The organism is Pseudomonas sp. (assembly GCF_030698175.1).
Lineage (GTDB): Bacteria > Pseudomonadota > Gammaproteobacteria > Pseudomonadales > Pseudomonadaceae > Aquipseudomonas.
Map to the genome: position 1 here is coordinate 129,633 of NZ_JAUYNT010000006.1, position 16,607 is coordinate 146,239.

14 protein-coding genes are annotated in these 16,607 nt (G+C 58.2%); 4 read left to right on the plus strand and 10 right to left on the minus strand.

The features are described from left to right. Positions 1 to 128 precede the first annotated feature (128 nt). Both mfd and Q8R10_RS03440 read left to right on the plus strand, forming a co-directional pair. Positions 129 to 3,605: a transcription-repair coupling factor gene (gene mfd, locus Q8R10_RS03435; protein ID WP_305651034.1), complete on the plus strand. Its 3,477-nt coding sequence runs from the start codon at positions 129 to 131 to the stop codon at positions 3,603 to 3,605. A 3-nt stretch (positions 3,606 to 3,608) separates the two neighbouring features. Beyond that, complete coding sequence (locus Q8R10_RS03440) at positions 3,609 to 4,133, plus strand: CsiV family protein (RefSeq protein ID WP_305651036.1); 525 nt, start codon at positions 3,609 to 3,611, stop codon at positions 4,131 to 4,133. Positions 4,134 to 4,210: 77 nt separating this feature from the next. Here the strand turns inward: Q8R10_RS03440 and Q8R10_RS03445 are convergent, their stop codons facing one another. The 4 genes from Q8R10_RS03445 to Q8R10_RS03460 form a co-directional block, all read right to left on the minus strand. Next, positions 4,211 to 4,948, minus strand: a complete 738-nt coding sequence (locus Q8R10_RS03445) for an S-methyl-5'-thioinosine phosphorylase (protein ID WP_305651037.1) — start codon at positions 4,946 to 4,948, stop codon at positions 4,211 to 4,213. 16 nt (positions 4,949 to 4,964) lie between these two features. Continuing rightward, complete coding sequence (nagZ, locus tag Q8R10_RS03450) at positions 4,965 to 5,963, minus strand: beta-N-acetylhexosaminidase (RefSeq protein WP_305651039.1); 999 nt, start codon at positions 5,961 to 5,963, stop codon at positions 4,965 to 4,967. 16 nt (positions 5,964 to 5,979) lie between these two features. Beyond that, positions 5,980 to 6,516, minus strand: a complete 537-nt coding sequence (locus Q8R10_RS03455) for a L,D-transpeptidase (protein ID WP_305651041.1) — start codon at positions 6,514 to 6,516, stop codon at positions 5,980 to 5,982. 109 nt (positions 6,517 to 6,625) lie between these two features. After that, complete coding sequence (locus tag Q8R10_RS03460) at positions 6,626 to 7,330, minus strand: TetR/AcrR family transcriptional regulator (protein WP_305651043.1); 705 nt, start codon at positions 7,328 to 7,330, stop codon at positions 6,626 to 6,628. 248 nt (positions 7,331 to 7,578) lie between these two features. Here Q8R10_RS03460 and lexA point away from each other — a divergent pair, with 248 nt between their 5' ends. Both lexA and sulA read left to right on the plus strand, forming a co-directional pair. Further along, the gene (gene lexA / locus Q8R10_RS03465) at positions 7,579 to 8,187 is read left to right on the plus strand and encodes a transcriptional repressor LexA (RefSeq protein ID WP_305651045.1); all 609 of its coding nucleotides are present in this window, start codon (positions 7,579 to 7,581) and stop codon (positions 8,185 to 8,187) included. A gap of 10 nt (positions 8,188 to 8,197) precedes the next feature. Further along, on the plus strand, positions 8,198 to 8,671 hold the full coding sequence (gene sulA / locus Q8R10_RS03470; protein ID WP_305651047.1) for an SOS-induced cell division inhibitor SulA: 474 nt from the start codon (positions 8,198 to 8,200) through the stop codon (positions 8,669 to 8,671). Between the two features lie 103 nt (positions 8,672 to 8,774). Here sulA and Q8R10_RS03475 read toward each other — a convergent pair whose 3' ends face one another. From Q8R10_RS03475 to fadB, 6 genes are all read right to left on the minus strand, one after another. After that, the gene (locus Q8R10_RS03475) at positions 8,775 to 9,008 is read right to left on the minus strand and encodes a hypothetical protein (protein WP_305651049.1); all 234 of its coding nucleotides are present in this window, start codon (positions 9,006 to 9,008) and stop codon (positions 8,775 to 8,777) included. Between the two features lie 62 nt (positions 9,009 to 9,070). Beyond that, a complete protein-coding gene (locus Q8R10_RS03480; RefSeq protein WP_305651051.1) occupies positions 9,071 to 9,589 on the minus strand; it encodes a DUF6586 family protein in 519 nt (172 codons plus the stop codon). A gap of 212 nt (positions 9,590 to 9,801) precedes the next feature. Next, complete coding sequence (gene topA / locus Q8R10_RS03485) at positions 9,802 to 12,408, minus strand: type I DNA topoisomerase (RefSeq protein WP_305651052.1); 2,607 nt, start codon at positions 12,406 to 12,408, stop codon at positions 9,802 to 9,804. Positions 12,409 to 12,522: 114 nt separating this feature from the next. Beyond that, positions 12,523 to 12,759 (minus strand): DUF1653 domain-containing protein, encoded by a 237-nt coding sequence (locus tag Q8R10_RS03490; RefSeq protein WP_305651053.1) that lies wholly within the window; start codon positions 12,757 to 12,759, stop codon positions 12,523 to 12,525. Positions 12,760 to 12,836: 77 nt separating this feature from the next. Further along, the gene (gene fadA / locus Q8R10_RS03495) at positions 12,837 to 14,012 is read right to left on the minus strand and encodes an acetyl-CoA C-acyltransferase FadA (RefSeq protein WP_305651054.1); all 1,176 of its coding nucleotides are present in this window, start codon (positions 14,010 to 14,012) and stop codon (positions 12,837 to 12,839) included. Between the two features lie 30 nt (positions 14,013 to 14,042). Then, the gene (fadB, locus tag Q8R10_RS03500) at positions 14,043 to 16,190 is read right to left on the minus strand and encodes a fatty acid oxidation complex subunit alpha FadB (RefSeq protein WP_305651056.1); all 2,148 of its coding nucleotides are present in this window, start codon (positions 16,188 to 16,190) and stop codon (positions 14,043 to 14,045) included. Positions 16,191 to 16,607 lie beyond the last annotated feature (417 nt).

Genomic DNA, 16,607 nt, shown 5'->3' on the forward strand with positions numbered 1-16,607 from the left:
GCAATGCACGCCGGTCATGACTGATCTGCGTAACTGACATGCACGACTGACATGCATGAGCATGACTGACATTCGGTGGTGCTGGCCGCTACAATCGCAGCCTTTCTCGTCACGCCCGCGAGCCGACCGTGCCAGTACTGAGCTTACCGACTCTGCCCGCCGCCAGCGGCAATCTGATCAATGCCAAGCAGGCCTGGGGCAACCTGCCCGGCGCCGCACTGAGCCTGGCGATTGCCGAGGCCGCCAGCGCAGCCAAGCGCTTTACCTTGCTGCTAACCGCAGACAGCCAGAGCGCCGAACGCCTGGAGCAAGAGCTGGGCTTTTTCGCCCCAGAGTTGCCGGTGCTGCACTTTCCCGACTGGGAAACCCTGCCCTACGACCTGTTCTCGCCGCACCAAGACATCCTTTCCCAGCGCATCGCCGCCCTCTATCGATTGCCGGAGTTGGCCCACGGCATTTTGGTGGTGCCTATCACTACCGCTCTGCACCGCCTGGCGCCGACCCGGTTTCTGCTCGGCTCCAGCCTGGTATTGGATGTCGGCCAGAAGCTCGATGTCGAGCAGATGCGCAGCCGCCTGCAGGCCAGCGGTTATCGCTGCGTCGACACTGTTTATGAGCACGGCGAATTTGCCGTGCGCGGTTCCATAGTCGATCTGTTCCCGATGGGCAACCCACTGCCCTATCGCATCGACCTGTTCGACGATGAGATCGAAACCCTGCGCACCTTCGACCCCGAGACCCAGCGCTCCATCGCCAAGGTCGAGTCGATCCGCCTGCTGCCGGCTCGTGAGTTTCCGCTGACCAAAGAAGCCATCACCGGCTTTCGGGCGCGCTTTCGCGAGCGTTTCGACGTGGATTTCCGCCGCTGCACCATCTATCAAGACCTCAACAGCGGCATCACTCCGGCCGGTATCGAGTACTACCTGCCGTTGTTTTTCGAGGACAGCGCCACCCTGTTTGACTACCTGCCCGGCGACACCCAGGTGTTCTCCCTGCCGGGGGTGGAAAAAGCCGCCGAACAGTTCTGGAGCGATGTGCGCAACCGCTATGAGGAGCGCCGCGTCGACCCCGAGCGGCCATTGCTGCCGCCGGCCGAGCTGTTTCTGCCAGTGGAAGACTGCTTCGCCCGGCTGAAGCAATGGCCACGGGTGGTGGTCAGCCAGCAGGACATCGACAGCGGCGTCGGCCGGCACCGCTTGCCGTCCCGTGCGCTGCCGGAGCTGGCGATTGAATCCAAGGCCAATCAGCCGCTGGGCAACCTGGAGCGTTTTCTCAATGAGTTTGCCGGCCGCGTGCTGTTTACCGCCGAATCGGCCGGCCGCCGCGAGGTGCTGCTGGAGCTGCTGGCGCGCCTGCAACTGCGCCCGCAAGCGGTGGAGAGCTGGGAAGATTTCGTCACCAGTGACGCACGCTTGGCCATCTGTATCGCGCCACTGGACGACGGCCTGCTGCTGGAACAGCCGGCGCTGGCCCTGATCGCCGAGAGCCCGTTGTTCGGTCAGCGGGTGATGCAACGCCGGCGCCGCGAGAAGCGCGCCGACAGCCACGATGCGGTGATCAAGAACCTCACCGAACTGCGCGAAGGCGCACCCGTGGTGCATATCGACCATGGCGTCGGCCGTTATCTGGGGCTGGTGACGTTGGAAATCGACGGCCAGGCCGCCGAATTCCTGACCATGATGTACGCCGAGGAAGCCAAGCTCTACGTACCGGTCGCCAGCCTGCACCTGATCGCCCGCTACACCGGCAGCGACGACGCCCTGGCGCCCCTGCACCGGCTGGGCTCGGAGATTTGGCAGAAAGCCAAACGCAAAGCCGCCGAACAGGTGCGCGATGTCGCCGCCGAGCTGCTCGACATCTATGCCCGCCGCGCCGCCCGCGAAGGCTATGCGTTTGCCGACCCGATGGCCGACTACGCGACCTTTAGCGCCGGCTTCCCCTTCGAGGAAACCCCGGACCAGCAGACCACCATCGATGCGGTCAAAGCCGACATGCTGTCCGGCAAGCCGATGGATCGCCTGGTCTGCGGCGATGTCGGTTTCGGCAAGACCGAAGTGGCCATGCGCGCCGCTTTTATCGCGGTACACAGCGGCAAGCAGGTGGCGATTCTGGTGCCCACCACCCTGCTCGCCCAGCAGCACTACAACAGCTTTCGCGACCGCTTCGCCGACTGGCCGGTAACGGTCGAGGTGATGAGCCGCTTCAAGTCGGCTAAAGAAGTAAATGCCGCAGTGGTGCAACTGGCCGAGGGCAAGATCGACATCGTCATCGGCACCCACAAGCTGCTGCAAGACGACGTGAAGATCAAAAACCTCGGCCTGGTGATTATCGACGAAGAGCATCGCTTCGGCGTGCGCCAGAAGGAGCAGATGAAGGCCCTGCGCAGCGAGGTGGATATCCTCACCCTGACCGCCACGCCGATTCCACGCACCCTAAACATGGCCGTCTCCGGCATGCGCGACCTGTCGATCATCGCCACTCCACCAGCCCGACGCCTGTCGGTGCGCACCTTTGTGATGGAGGAGCAGAAACCGGTCATCAAGGAAGCGCTGCTGCGTGAACTGCTGCGCGGCGGCCAGGTGTATTACCTGCACAACGATGTGAAAACCATCGAGAAATGCGCGACGGACTTGGCCGAATTGGTGCCCGAGGCGCGCATCGGCATCGGCCACGGGCAGATGCGCGAACGCGATCTTGAGCAGGTAATGAGCGACTTTTATCACAAGCGTTTCAACGTGCTGATCGCCTCGACCATCATCGAAACCGGCATCGACGTGCCGAGCGCCAACACCATCATCATCGAGCGCGCCGACAAGTTCGGCCTGGCCCAGCTGCACCAGTTGCGTGGCCGGGTCGGTCGCAGTCACCACCAGGCCTACGCCTATTTACTCACCCCACCGCGCAAGCAGATGACCCCGGACGCCGAGAAGCGCCTGGAGGCCATCGCCAACACCCAGGATCTGGGCGCCGGTTTCTTGCTGGCCACCAACGACTTGGAAATTCGCGGTGCCGGCGAACTGCTCGGCGACGGCCAGAGCGGCCAGATTCAGGCGGTCGGCTTCACCCTCTATATGGAGATGCTCGAGCGCGCGGTCAAATCGATCCGCAAGGGCGAGCAACCCAATCTGGACCAGCCGCTGGGTGGTGGCCCGGAGATCAACTTGCGGGTGCCGGCGCTGATCCCCGACGCCTATCTGCCGGACGTGCACACCCGCCTGATTCTGTACAAACGCATCGCCTCGGCCGCCGACGAAGACGGCTTGAAGGAGCTGCAGGTGGAAATGATCGACCGCTTCGGCCTGCTGCCGGAGCCTGCAAAAAACCTGGTGCGCCTGACCCTGCTGAAATTGCAGGCGGAGCAACTCGGGATCAAGAAGATCGACGCCGGCCCCCAAGGCGGCCGCCTGGAATTCTCCCAAGACACCTGCGTCGAGCCGCTGACCCTGATCAAGCTGATCCAGGGCCAACCGAACCGTTACAAGTTCGAAGGCGCCACCCAGTTCAAATTCCAAATCCCCATGGAGCGCCCGGAAGAGCGCTTTAACGTAGTAGAGGCATTGCTTGAACGCCTCGCACCCCCGATTGCCATGCCTAAAAAGGACTGATCCATGCGTTTGTTCCGCCTCCTGCCACTGCTACTCACCCTGCTCAGCCCGCTGGCCTTTGCCGACAGCAATTATCAGGTCGAGTTGATCCTGTTTCGCCAAGCCAGCACCCCGCTGCTCGCCAGCCAACCGGCACCCGATGATTGGGCCGGCGACGCTCAACTGCCGGCCAGCGGCAGCGAGCGCAGCACCGCGCTGAACAATGAGGCCGCCAAACTGAGCCCGGCCAATGGTTATGAGGTGTTGCTGCACCAGGCTTGGCAGCAAAGCGTTGGCCCGAACCCGGTAAAAATCGCCCTGAGCAACGGCCAGGAGCAATTGGGCCAGTACCCGGCCGAAGGCACCCTGAGCATCAAGCGCGAGAGCTTTGTCGATATCACCGCCGACTTTTGGGTCAACCAATTTGACGCCGACGGGCTAGTCACTGCCAGCGAACATATCAAGCAAAGCAGCCGGCTAAAAAACGGCCAAGTGACCTACCTCGACCACGGCAGCCTGGGTGTACTGATCAAGGTAACGCCGCTGTAAGCGTTGATCTTTACGGTTAAATCCAGAGCATAAAAAAACCGCCGAACCCCGGCGGTTTTTTTATGCGGTCGCAGTGCTTAGCCAGCCAATACCTGCGCCAAGGTTGCCTTGACCTTATCCATGCCTTGGGCCAGCACCCGTTCGATTTCGGCCATGGTGATCAGCTCGTCCGATTTGCCGGCGGCCGGGTTGACCACCAGCGCCAAACAGCCATAAGGCAGCTCCAACTCACGGGCCAACAAGGCTTCCGGCATGCCGGTCATGCCGACAATGTCGCAGCCGTCGCGTTGCATGCGCACAATTTCCGCCGCGGTTTCCAAACGTGGCCCTTGGGTGCAACCGTACACGCCAAAGTCGCTGAACGAGCAGCCTTGCTCCTGCAAAGCGGCCAGCAACTTGGCCCGCAGCGGTTCGTCGTAGGGATAGCTGAAATCCACATGGGTGACGTGCTCAAGCTCACCTTCGAAATAGGTGTGCTCACGGCCATAGCTGTAATCGATGATTTGATCAGGCACGCAAAAATGCCCGGCCGGCATCTGGGCATGGATACCGCCAACCGCGTTCACCGCGATGATCGCCTCGGCGCCGGCCTGTTTGAGCGCCCAGAGATTGGCGCGATAGTTGACCTGATGCGGCGGAATACGGTGCGGGTGACCGTGCCGGGCGAGGAACAATACCTCACGGCCGGCATAGCTGCCGCGCAACACCGGCGCCGAAGGGGCACCGTAGGGCGTATCGATCTGCAGCTCCGCCTCAATGTGCAAGCCTTCTAATTGGGTCAGGCCGGTGCCGCCGATAATTGCGTAAACAGTCATGCTTAATCCTTAACTTCTAGTCAATCAGTTGGGCGGCCCGCAAGGCCCCCACGGCCGTCAGCCAACGGGGCTGCTGGCGATAATCGGTACTGGCCACGGCTTGCCCGCGCATCCGCTGCAAGCCCGAAGGCGCGGCGACCCGCAGTCGCTGCAAGGCGCTCAAGGCCAATTCGGCGGCGCCGCGATCATTGCAGACCAGGCCCATGTCGCAGCCGGCTGACAAGGCCGCCTCAATCCGGCTGGCAGCATCGCCCACCACATGAGCGCCGGCCATCGACAGGTCATCACTAAAAATCACCCCATCAAACTGCAACTCGCCGCGCAAAATATCCTGCAGCCAACGGCGCGAGAACCCCGCCGGCAAGGCATCGACCTGCGGATAAATCACATGGGCCGGCATCACTGCGGCCAGTTGCTTGCTGAGCAGCTTGAATGGCAGCAAGTCGGCCGCGCGAATCTGCTCGAGGCTGCGCTCATCCACCGGGATGGCCACGTGGGAATCGGCCTCGGCCCAACCATGTCCCGGAAAATGCTTGCCGGTAGCCGCCATACCTGCAGCCTGCATGCCGCGAATAAAGGCGCCGGCCAGCAGCGTGGCAAATTGCGGATCACCATTGAAGGAGCGGCTGCCGACCACCTTGCTGCGCTGGAAATCCAAATCCAGCACCGGCGCAAAACTCAGGTCCAGGCCCACCGCCAGCACCTCGGTGGCCATCAGCCAGCCGCAGTGCTCGGCCAATTGTTCAGCATTAGGCTTGCCGGCGATTGCAGCCATCGCCGGCAAGCGGACAAAGCCCTGGCGCAAACGCTGGACCCGACCGCCCTCTTGGTCGACGGCCAGCAACACGTCCGGCCGCACAGCGCGCACCGCCATGCTCAGCTCGCGCACTTGCCGGGGCGATTCGATATTGCGGGCAAACAAAATTAAGCCACCGACCTGCGGTTGACGCAGCAGTTGACGGTCCTCGGCGGTGAGCCAAGTGCCGGCAATATCGAGCATTAATGAGCCTTGCATAACAGCTGTAGTCACTTTAAATAACCTGGTCAGTGCAGTCCGCCGTAGCCCATTGAGGGCAAGCGGCTGGATCAATCATCAGCGGGCAGTGCAGCGGCACCCACGCAAACAATTCAATTAAATCGGCATTGCGCAGGCGCACGCAGCCATGGGAAAGCGCCACGCCCATAGGTTCGCTGTCGGGGGTGCCGTGTAGGTAGATGTAGCGGCGAAAGGTGTCGACGGCGCCGAGGCGATTACGCCCGGGCTCACAGCCGCTGAGCCAGAGAATTCGGGTCAGAATCCAGTCACGCGCCGGAAACGCTGCCTGCAGCTCGGGCGAGCAAAGCTCACCGGTCCAGCGCCGACCACGCAATACCGCGCCACTGGGCAGCCCCGCGCCAATCTTCGCCCGCACCTGATGCAAACCACGCGGGGTACAGCCGGAGCCGTTTAATTCGCCGGCGCCATTTAAGGCCGTGGAGACGGGCAGACGCAGCAGCAATTGACCGCTGGCAAAGCCATACAGTTGCTGATCGGCGAGGGAGATATGCAGAAAATCGAGGGTACGCATGGGCGGCTAGCTTAGCCGATCAGCCTCGCCAAGCCCACCCGTCAGGCTGCGTGAAAACTGCTGCGCTCGGTTATGCGGCGTTAAAAACAGGCGCGGCCTGCCGTGCGAGTTACTTAGCCGCTTGCGGGACGGCTTTGCTGCGTGGTTTAAGCTGCGCACTGGCCAGCGCTTCATCGGTAACGCCGGTGTCGGCGCGCATGCCGGCGGCCAAGAACGGCACCATCAAGCGCATCACCTGTTCGATGGAGGTATTCACCCCGAAATCATTCTCGGCAATTGCCCGCAAGGCTTTAATCCCCGACATGCTGAATGCCGCAGCGCCGAGCATAAAATGCACTCGCCAAAACAGCTCAATCGGCGGAATCCGTGGCGCGGCGTCATTCACCAGCAACATGTAACGGCGAAACACCTTGCCGTACATATCTTCCAGATAACGTCGTAAGTGGCCCTGACTCTGGCTGAACGCCAAGCCCAACAAACGCATAAAAATCGACAGATCATTGCCGCTGCGCGGGTTAACCGCCAGCGACTGCTCAACCAGGATTTCCAGCAACTGTTCAAGCGTCAGCTTGCACTCAGGCTTGGTCTGCCGGCGATCGAGATCGCGCTCAAGGCTCAAGCAAAACGGTCCCAAAAACCGCGAGAACACCGCCTGAATCAGCGTTTTCTTCGAGCCAAAGTGATAATTGACCGCAGCGAGGTTGACCCCAGCTTTACTGGTAATCAGCCGCAGCGAGGTCTCAGAGAAACCCTTCTCAGCAAATAATTGCTCTGCTGCATCGAGAATTCGTTCGACAGTTTCCGACTGGGCCATGCTTGCTCCGCCTAACGCACACTTGTTTAAAACGTATGTTTTAGCATGCTAACTGAATGGCCGCAAACATCTCGCAACATCTCCCACGCAAACCCCAGCCGCCGGAGCTATAAGCCAGACGCCGAGTAACGCGAGCAGGTTACATAGAGCCGCAGAAGGCTTTACAACTTGATTAAGCAGACAAAGATTGCCAAGCGCATTTCACTGTATATAATCACAGCACCTGTATAAACAGACAGACCATCACCATGATCAAACTAACGCCACGCCAAACAGAAATTCTCGCTTTCATTAAGCGCTGCCTGGAAGACCACGGTTTTCCACCGACCCGCGCGGAAATCGCCCAAGAACTCGGGTTCAAATCACCCAATGCGGCTGAAGAGCATCTCAAAGCGCTGGCCCGTAAGGGCGCGATTGAAATGACGCCGGGCGCCTCACGCGGCATTCGCATCCCCGGCTTTGAGCCGCGCAGCGAAGAAGATGGGTTACCGATAATCGGCCGGGTCGCTGCCGGCGCACCGATTTTGGCCCAGCAACATATCGAAGAGTCGTGCCAGATCAATCCGGGGTTCTTTCATCCACGCGCCGATTACCTGTTACGCGTACGCGGCATGAGCATGAAGGATGTCGGGATTTTCGATGGTGACTTGCTAGCGGTACACACCACCCGCGAGGCGCGCAACGGCCAGATTGTGGTGGCGCGCATCGACGATGAGGTCACGGTGAAACGCTTTGAACGCATAGGCTCGAAAGTACGTTTAATTGCCGAAAACCCAGACTTTGCACCGATTGAAATCGATCTCGAACAACAAGACCTGGTGATTGAAGGTTTAAGCGTCGGCGTAATCCGCCGCTAGAGGAGGCTTTATGCAGTTGCCACAGTCGTTTGATCAGGCGCAATTACCGTTATTTGAAGCATTTTTGGCGCAATCACTCGCGCCAATTTTCACCGATAGCACTGAACTGAATTGGACTGAAGAGACGCACCTGGTCAGCGAGCTCTCGCTGCGCGGCGCCTCTGGCCACTGCCTAAACCTACTCGCACCGATTTTGCGCGAGCTGAGCCAAAATCAAGATGCGCGCTGGCTGACCCTTATAGCGCCGCCCAGCAGCCTGACCCGAATCTGGCTGCGTGACGCTGGACTAAACCGCGAACGCATTTTGCTGCTGCATCCCCACGGCCAGCAAAGCGCACGGGACCTGGCCTGCTCGGCCTTGCATCTGGGCCGCAGTCATACCGTGGTTAGCTGGCTACAACCACTGGATCGCCTGACCCAACAACTACTCGCCAGTGCCGCCCAAGCAGGTGGCAGCCAATGCCTGAACATCAACCAGCGCTAAGCAGCGCTGGTACCAGCCAAAAACAAACAAGGCACCCGAAGGTGCCTAGAGAAGTGCTGTAGCGCAGCATTCAATGCTCAGTGATGACCGGTAAACGCCAACCTCAGTGCAACACCTGCGGTGTATCATCGCGCGGCAGTTCACCCTCAGCTAAGCGCCCAGCCATTTGCACACCCACACTCAGCATGGCTTTGGCCACTTCTATATGTTGACCATGCAAAAACGCTTTGGCATCGCCGGAAAACTCCAGAGTAACTAACGCCTGCTCGTCATCGGCGCGACGCAGCGCAATACGCCCATCCGGCAGCTCGACGATTTCCAGAAATGATGTAGGCATAAACTCTGATCTCCACGTAAGCCGGCCATTGTAACAGCCCGCAGGGCTTAGATCAGCGCCAGTCAGCACTCACTCAACGACTCACGAAAGCGCAATGCCAACTGTTTTAGCTGCTGGCGCCAGGCTTCAAGTTGCTCACGAGATAGCTCGGGGACTTCTTCATCCAGGCTAACCGCAGTAATCAGCGGCAGCGTTGGATCAACCTTGGCCTTCTTCGGCGCCTGCGGCGGCACAAACAGACCGGCATAAGCGGCCAGCAGCTGCGCCAGCCACGTCTGCTGGTTTGCCGCCAACTCAACCAACTCAGCCATTTCCGGGCTGGGCGCCGCCGCTAGCACGTCTTTATTGAGCAGCAACTCGACCCGCGGCGCATTCGCGCCAAGGATGTGATAGAAACCGGCGATCTCATGGCAAAGCCCAAGCAACGCGCCATACAGGTGAAACAAACTGCTTTCACGCTCGGCCTGAATCAAGGCCTGGGCATTCAGCGCCCGCCCATCGATAGCCTTCTGCCATGCGGCAAGGGCGAGGCCTGCGTAGTAAATTTTTTGATTAGTGCGGGTATAGAGTTCGTAAGCCATTACAGCAGCCTCAATATCAGTAAGCAGCGTTTAGCAGGCCGTTGAAAAACTACTGCGCTCGGCCATGCTGCGTTGAAATCAGCCTCAAAATGCTCATTTACGACCAGTAAACTGCGCTTTTTCGGCTGATTTCGCCTTGCCCGACCTTCGCTCGCTACATTTTTCAACGGCCTGTTAGCCGGCACTACTTAGGGTAGACGCCGGCAACGCCATCAACGCTTGCCTTCAACCTTCCAAGCACCGTTGCTGAAGAAGGCGCGCCAGCCCGTCGGCTTGCCTTCCACTTCCGTCTGCACGTATTGCTCACGGGTTTTACGGCTGTACCTAATGATCGCTGGGTGGCCATCCGGGTCTTTTTTCGGCGCATCGCACAGATAGTGGTGCTTAGGGTCGATTTCGGACTTGTGGGGGATGATCTCGATCACCAGCGGCGCGCGGGTCTCACGGTTTTTCGGGAACTGGCTAGCCGCCAAGAACATCCCCGCCGCGCCATCGCGCAACACATAGGTGTCATTGACTTTCTCGCACTTCAGTTCCGGCATTTTCACCGGATCCATCTTCGGCGGTGCGGCCTCACCACTTTTCATCAGTTTGCGGGTGTTCTTGCACTCGCTGTTGGTGCAACCGAAGAACTTGCCGAAACGACCGGTTTTCAGCTGCATCTGGCTGCCACACTTGTCGCAATCCAGGCTCGGGCCTTCATAGCCCTTGATCCGGTACTGGCCATTCTCAATCTCGTAGCCCGTGCAGTCTGGGTTGTTGCCACAGATATGCAGTTTGCGCGTCTCATCCAGCAGGTAGGCATCCATCGCCGTGCTGCACTTAGGGCAGCGATGCTTGCCGAGCAATACCAAGGATTCCGACTCGCCTTCGTCGTCGGCGGCAATTTCATCGCCGGCCACCAGATTCAAGGTCTCCTTACAGCGCTCCTTAGGCGGCAAGCTGTAACCGGAGCAGCCGAGGAATACGCCGGTGGAGGCGGTACGAATCATCATCGGCCGCGCACAAACGCGGCAGGCAATATCGGTTGGGGTCGGCAAGTTGGCGCGCATGCCGGTATCGCCCTCGGCCGCTACTTCGAGCTTTTTCTTGAAGTCGCCATAGAACTCATCCAGCACGTTTTTCCAGTCACGCCCGCCCTGAGCGACGTCATCCAGATGCTCTTCCATGCCGGCGGTAAAGCCGTAGTCCATCAGATTGGAGAAACTTTCGCTGAGGCGCTCGGTGACTATGTCGCCCATCTTCTCCGAGTAGAAACGCCGGTTATGCAGAGCAACGTAACCGCGATCTTGAATAGTCGAAATGATGGCCGCGTAAGTCGAAGGGCGACCGATGCCACGCTTCTCCATCTCTTTAACCAGGCTGGCTTCAGAGAAGCGCGCCGGTGGCTTGGTGAAGTGCTGGCAAGGATCAAGCTTGATCAGCTTCAGCGTTTCGCCTTTGAGCATGTCGGGCAGCACATCGTCATCACCAGGCTTGCTGACTTGCGGCAAGGCACGGGTATAACCGTCGAACTTCAGAATACGGCCCTTGGCGCGCAACTCGAAGGTGCCCGCAGCAACGCTGACGGTAGTCGACAGGTATTCGGCGGGCGGCATCTGGCAGGCCACAAACTGGCGCCAGATCAGCTCATACAACCGCTCGGCATCGCGTTCCATGCCGGTTAGCTGGGTCGGTTTTAAATTCACATCGGAAGGACGAATAGCTTCGTGCGCTTCCTGAGCGCCAGCCTTGCTCGAATACACCAAGGGCGCAGCCGGCAGATATTGTTTGCCGTACTCGGTCTCAATAAAGCCACGCACCATCTCCACCGCATCGGCCGAGAGATTGGTCGAATCGGTACGCATATAGGTGATGTAGCCGGCCTCATACAAGCGCTGCGCCATCATCATGGTCTTCTTCACACCAAAGCCCAGACGAGTGCTGCCCGCCTGTTGCAGGGTGGAGGTAATAAACGGCGCGCTGGGCTTGCTGCTGGTGGGCTTGTCTTCGCGCTTAGCGATGCTGTAGCTGGCGGCTTTGAGCTTCTCCAGCGCGGCCATGGCCTGAGCTTCATTCAGCGGCTTGAAGGCTTCGCCGTTTTCGCGGGCCACTTCAAAGCGCACATTGGCGCCTTTGACGGTGCCGAGGTCGGCATTAATATCCCAATATTCTTCGGGGTTGAAGGCGCGAATCTCGCGCTCACGCTCAACCACCAACTTGACCGCAACCGACTGCACCCGACCAGCTGACAGGCCACGGGCGATCTTCGCCCACAACAGTGGCGAGACCATGTAACCCACTACGCGATCGAGAAAGCGTCGCGCCTGCTGGGCATTGACTCGATTGATATCGAGTTCGCCGGGCTTGGAAAAGGCTTCTTTGATGGCTTTTTCGGTGATTTCGTTAAACACCACGCGTTTATAGCGGCTGTCGTCCCCACCTATGGCCTCGCGCAGGTGCCAGGCAATCGCCTCCCCCTCGCGGTCCAAGTCGGTTGCGAGATAGATGGTGTCGGCATCTTTGGCTAAACGCCGCAGCTCTTCGACGACCTTCTCTTTACCGGGCAGAATCTCGTAATGAGCCTTCCAACCATGCTCAGGATCAACCCCCATACGCGCGACCAACTGGCGCTTGGATTTCTCCTTGGCCGTCAGCACGGGCGCGTCAGCTGCGGCCTTACCGCGCTTGACTGGCTCTTTGGCAGCACTTGCCGAACCGCTGGTAGGCAGGTCTCGGATGTGGCCGATACTCGACTTCACCACGTACTGGTTACCCAAATACTTGTTGATGGTCTTGGCCTTGGCCGGGGATTCCACGATTACCAGCGATTTGCCCATGGATCGGAAAGTTCCTGAATTCAGAGAAGAAAAAGCACGAGGCGGCTTATACGGCACCGCTATATATAGTGGCCATAGAGCTCAGGTCAAGCGCAGTAACTGCGCAGCCTAAGCTTAAGGGCTGGAATAGGTCGACTCTTCAGCCGTAATCAAAGCAAAACGCGGGACCGCTTGGCCATTCACCTCGACCACTTCGGTGAACATGCTCAAGGGTCTAACCCAGTGGCCGTAATCGCCATAGAGGGTCTGGTAAACCACCATCCACTCTTCGGTTTCACTGTGCCGAGCCAAACCAAACACCCGATACTCCGGGCCTTTGTAATGGCGATAGATGCCTGGTTGAATAAACATCGCCACGCTCCTAAAAATAATTAACCCAGAAAAACAAAAACCGGGGCACTAGGCCCCGGCTTTACCCTAACGAACGCTTAAACGCGTTCGAAAACGGTGCTGATGCCTTGGCCAAGGCCAATGCACATGGTAGCTACGCCGAGCGAGCCGCCATTTTGCTTCATCACATTCAGCAGAGTGCCGGAAATCCGCGCACCCGAGCAGCCGAATGGGTGACCGAGGGCGATAGCGCCGCCGTGCAGGTTAACCTTTTGCTCCATCTTGTCGACGAGTTTCAGGTCTTTCAGCACTGGCAGAGCCTGTGCAGCAAAGGCTTCGTTCAACTCGAAGAAGTCGATGTCATCGATGCTCAAGCCAGCGCGTTTAAGCGCCTTCTGCGTCGATGGCACTGGGCCGTAGCCCATGATTGCTGGATCAACACCGGCAACTGCCATCGAGCGAACTACGGCCATAGGCTCAATGCCCAGGTCCTTAGCACGCTGAGCCGACATCACGATCATGCAAGAAGCGCCGTCGGTGATTTGCGAGGAAGTACCCGCAGTCACGGTGCCGCCTTTTGGATTGAACGCAGGCTTAAGTGCCGCGAGGCTGGCCAGAGTAGTTTCCGGACGAATGGTTTCGTCGTAATCGAAAACCTTCAGGAAGCCATTCTCGTCGTAGCCTTGCATCGGGATGATTTCATCCTTGAACTTGCCTTCGAGAGTGGCCTTGTGCGCCAAACGGTGCGAACGCTCACCGAATGCATCTTGGCGCTCACGGCTGATGCCGTGCATTTTGCCAAGCATTTCAGCGGTCAAACCCATCATGCCCGAGGCTTTAGCCGCGTACAGCGACATGTGCGGGTTAGGATCAACGCCGTGCATCATGCTGACGTGGCCCATGTGCTCCACACCGCCGATAACGAACACGTCACCATTGCCGGTCTGGATCGCTTGCACAGCAGTGTGCAGCGCGCTCATGGACGAACCGCACAGGCGGCTAACAGTTTGCGCCGCGCTGGTGTGCGGGATTGCTGTCATCAGCGACACCATCCGCGCAATGTTCCAGCCCTGCTCCAGGGTCTGGTTTACGCAGCCCCAGATCACGTCTTCTACTTCAGCCGGATCGAGCTTGGTGTTACGCGCCAGCACACCAGTAATCAGGTTGGCTGACAGGTTCTCGGCGCGGGTGTTGCGGTGCATGCCGCCCTTGGAACGCCCCATTGGGGAACGGCCAAAGTCAACAATGACCGCGTCTCTTGGATTCAGGCTCATAAATTTATTCTCGCTCTGTTCGTTCCGCGATTAACCGAAAAACTTCTGGCCGTTTTTAGCCATTTCACGCAGTTTTTCAGTCGGGAAGTACAACGCACCCAGGTCGGCATATTTGTCGGCCAGGGCTACGAATTCGGCTACACCGATGCTATCGACGTAACGCAACGCACCACCACGGAACGGCGGGAAGCCAATGCCGTAGATCAGACCCATATCGGCCTCAGCTGCGGTATCAACGATGCCGTCTTCCAAGCAACGAATGGTTTCCAGGCAGAGAGGAATCATCATCCAATTGATGATGTCTTCATCGGTGACTTCACGCTGCTCGTAAATCACTGGCTTGAGCACTTCGAGAGCAACCGGATCGGCAACTTTGACTTGCTTGCCGCGCTTGTCCATCTCGTAAGCGTAGAAACCTTTGCCGTTCTTCTGACCCAGGCGATCGGCTTCGTACAGTGCATCGACTGCCGAACGACGATCATCTTTCATGCGATCAGGGAAGCCTTCAGCCATGACGTCACGACCGTGGTGACCGGTGTCGATGCCGACCACGTCCATCAGGTATGCCGGGCCCATAGGCCAGCCGAATTTTTCCATTACTTTGTCGATACGGACGAAGTCCACACCGGCGCTGACCAACTTGGCGAAACCACCGAAGTACGGGAACAGTACGCGGTTGACCAGGAAGCCTGGGCAATCGTTAACCACGACCGGGGTTTTACCCATTTTCTTGGCGTAGGCAACGGTAGTTGCAACGGCCACTTCGCTGGACTTCTCGCCACGAATCACTTCAACCAGCGGCATCATGTGCACCGGGTTAAAGAAGTGCATACCGCAGAAGTTTTCCGGACGCTTAAGGGCCTGAGCCAGCAAGCTGATGGAAATGGTCGAGGTATTGGAGGTCAGGATCGCGTCTTCACGAACGTAACCTTCCACTTCAGCCAGCACGATCTGCTTAACTTTCGGGTTTTCAACCACGGCCTCAACCACGATATCGACGTTACCGAAGTCACCGTACGACATGGTTGGACGAATAGCATTCAGCGCTTGAGCCATCTTATCAGCGGTCAAACGACCCTTGGCAACACGACCACTGAGCAGCTTACTGGCCTCGTTCAAGCCCAGCTGGATACCCTCTTCACGGATATCCTTCATCATGATCGGCGTGCCTTTAGACGCCGACTGATAGGCAATACCACCACCCATGATGCCAGCGCCGAGAACGGCGGCCAGTTTCACTTCTTTAGCGATAGCGTCGTAGTCTTTGGCTTTTTTCTTCAATTCCTGATCGTTCAGGAACAGACCAATCAAGCTCGCCGCAACCGAAGTTTTGGCCAGCTTAACAAAGCCGGCAGCTTCCACTTCCAGCGCTTTGTCACGGCCAAGATTGGCCGCTTTTTGAATGGTTTTGATCGCTTCAACCGGCGCCGGATAGTTCGGGCCCGCTTGACCGGCAACGAAACCTTTAGCGGTTTCGAACGCCATCATTTGCTCAATAGCGTTGAGCTTGATTTTTTCCAGCTTTGGCTGACGCTTGGCCATGAAGTCCAGCTCGCCAGAAATAGCGCGCTTAACCAGGTCCAAAGCGGCTTCCAGCAGTTTGGCCGGGGCCACAACTGCATCCACTGCGCCGACTTTCAGGGCAGCATCGGCTTTGTTTTCTTTACCGGAGGCAATCCACTCGATGGCGTTATCGGTACCGATAACCCGCGGCAGACGCACAGTGCCGCCAAAACCTGGGTAGATGCCCAGTTTAACTTCTGGCAGACCAATCACGGCCTTTTCGGACATGACACGGTAGTCAGCCGCCAAGCACATTTCAAAACCACCGCCGAGAGCGATGCCATTGATGGCCACAACGGTCGGAACACCAAGATCTTCGAAATCGCTGAAGATTTTGTTGGCTTCCAGATTACCGGCAACCAGCTCTTCTTCAGGCAGCTTGAAGCTATCGACGAACTCAGCAATGTCGGCGCCGACGATAAATACGTCTTTGCCACTGCTAACGACTACGCCTTTGATCGATCCATCGGCCTTGATGGCGTCTACCGCCTGACGCAGATCGGTCAGGGTTAGACGGTTGAACTTGTTGACGGACTCACCCTTGAGGTCGAAATTCAATTCGACGATGCCACTCTCAAGAGCCTTAACCGTGATGGCTTTACCTTCGTAAATCATCAACTGATCTCCACGGTATGGAAGCTAAACAGTACACATCGGACGCCGAAGCCAGACTAACCCACGGCAGAGCCGTCGAGGATAGTCCAATTTGCCCAGCTCACCCACCGACGCGATATTCGTGTGTAATCCTGTGTGGCCCAAGGCAAACACAAAATTCATACGCCCGTTTGATTTGGGTGCGCACACCTTCATAGAAAAGCTCGCAGTTGTCAATTACGCAGCAAAATTCTTCGACCCATTACCCCTCGACTTAAGCGCAAAAACTGAGTTTCAGGGCACTCTGGACAGCACCGATAAGCGGGCTAAATAGCCCTCCACTAGCGTGACTACCCAGTCAAATACCGCGAACTTGCGCACGTCTAGCCAAATCAAGCGGCGGCAGGTAGAGTCGCAGCAGCACAAGCGCGCGGGCTT

Coding starts and splice junctions, on each gene's coding strand:
- fadA (WP_305651054.1), bottom strand. CDS start 14,012: ATGAGCCTGAATCCAAGAGACGCGGTCATTGTTGACTTTGGCCGTTCC.
- Q8R10_RS03490 (WP_305651053.1), bottom strand. CDS start 12,759: ATGTTTATTCAACCAGGCATCTATCGCCATTACAAAGGCCCGGAGTAT.
- Q8R10_RS03455 (WP_305651041.1), bottom strand. CDS start 6,516: ATGCGTACCCTCGATTTTCTGCATATCTCCCTCGCCGATCAGCAACTG.
- nagZ (WP_305651039.1), bottom strand. CDS start 5,963: ATGCAAGGCTCATTAATGCTCGATATTGCCGGCACTTGGCTCACCGCC.
- fadB (WP_305651056.1), bottom strand. CDS start 16,190: ATGATTTACGAAGGTAAAGCCATCACGGTTAAGGCTCTTGAGAGTGGC.
- Q8R10_RS03460 (WP_305651043.1), bottom strand. CDS start 7,330: ATGGCCCAGTCGGAAACTGTCGAACGAATTCTCGATGCAGCAGAGCAA.
- Q8R10_RS03480 (WP_305651051.1), bottom strand. CDS start 9,589: ATGGCTTACGAACTCTATACCCGCACTAATCAAAAAATTTACTACGCA.
- Q8R10_RS03445 (WP_305651037.1), bottom strand. CDS start 4,948: ATGACTGTTTACGCAATTATCGGCGGCACCGGCCTGACCCAATTAGAA.
- sulA (WP_305651047.1), top strand. CDS start 8,198: ATGCAGTTGCCACAGTCGTTTGATCAGGCGCAATTACCGTTATTTGAA.
- Q8R10_RS03440 (WP_305651036.1), top strand. CDS start 3,609: ATGCGTTTGTTCCGCCTCCTGCCACTGCTACTCACCCTGCTCAGCCCG.
- topA (WP_305651052.1), bottom strand. CDS start 12,408: ATGGGCAAATCGCTGGTAATCGTGGAATCCCCGGCCAAGGCCAAGACC.
- Q8R10_RS03475 (WP_305651049.1), bottom strand. CDS start 9,008: ATGCCTACATCATTTCTGGAAATCGTCGAGCTGCCGGATGGGCGTATT.
- lexA (WP_305651045.1), top strand. CDS start 7,579: ATGATCAAACTAACGCCACGCCAAACAGAAATTCTCGCTTTCATTAAG.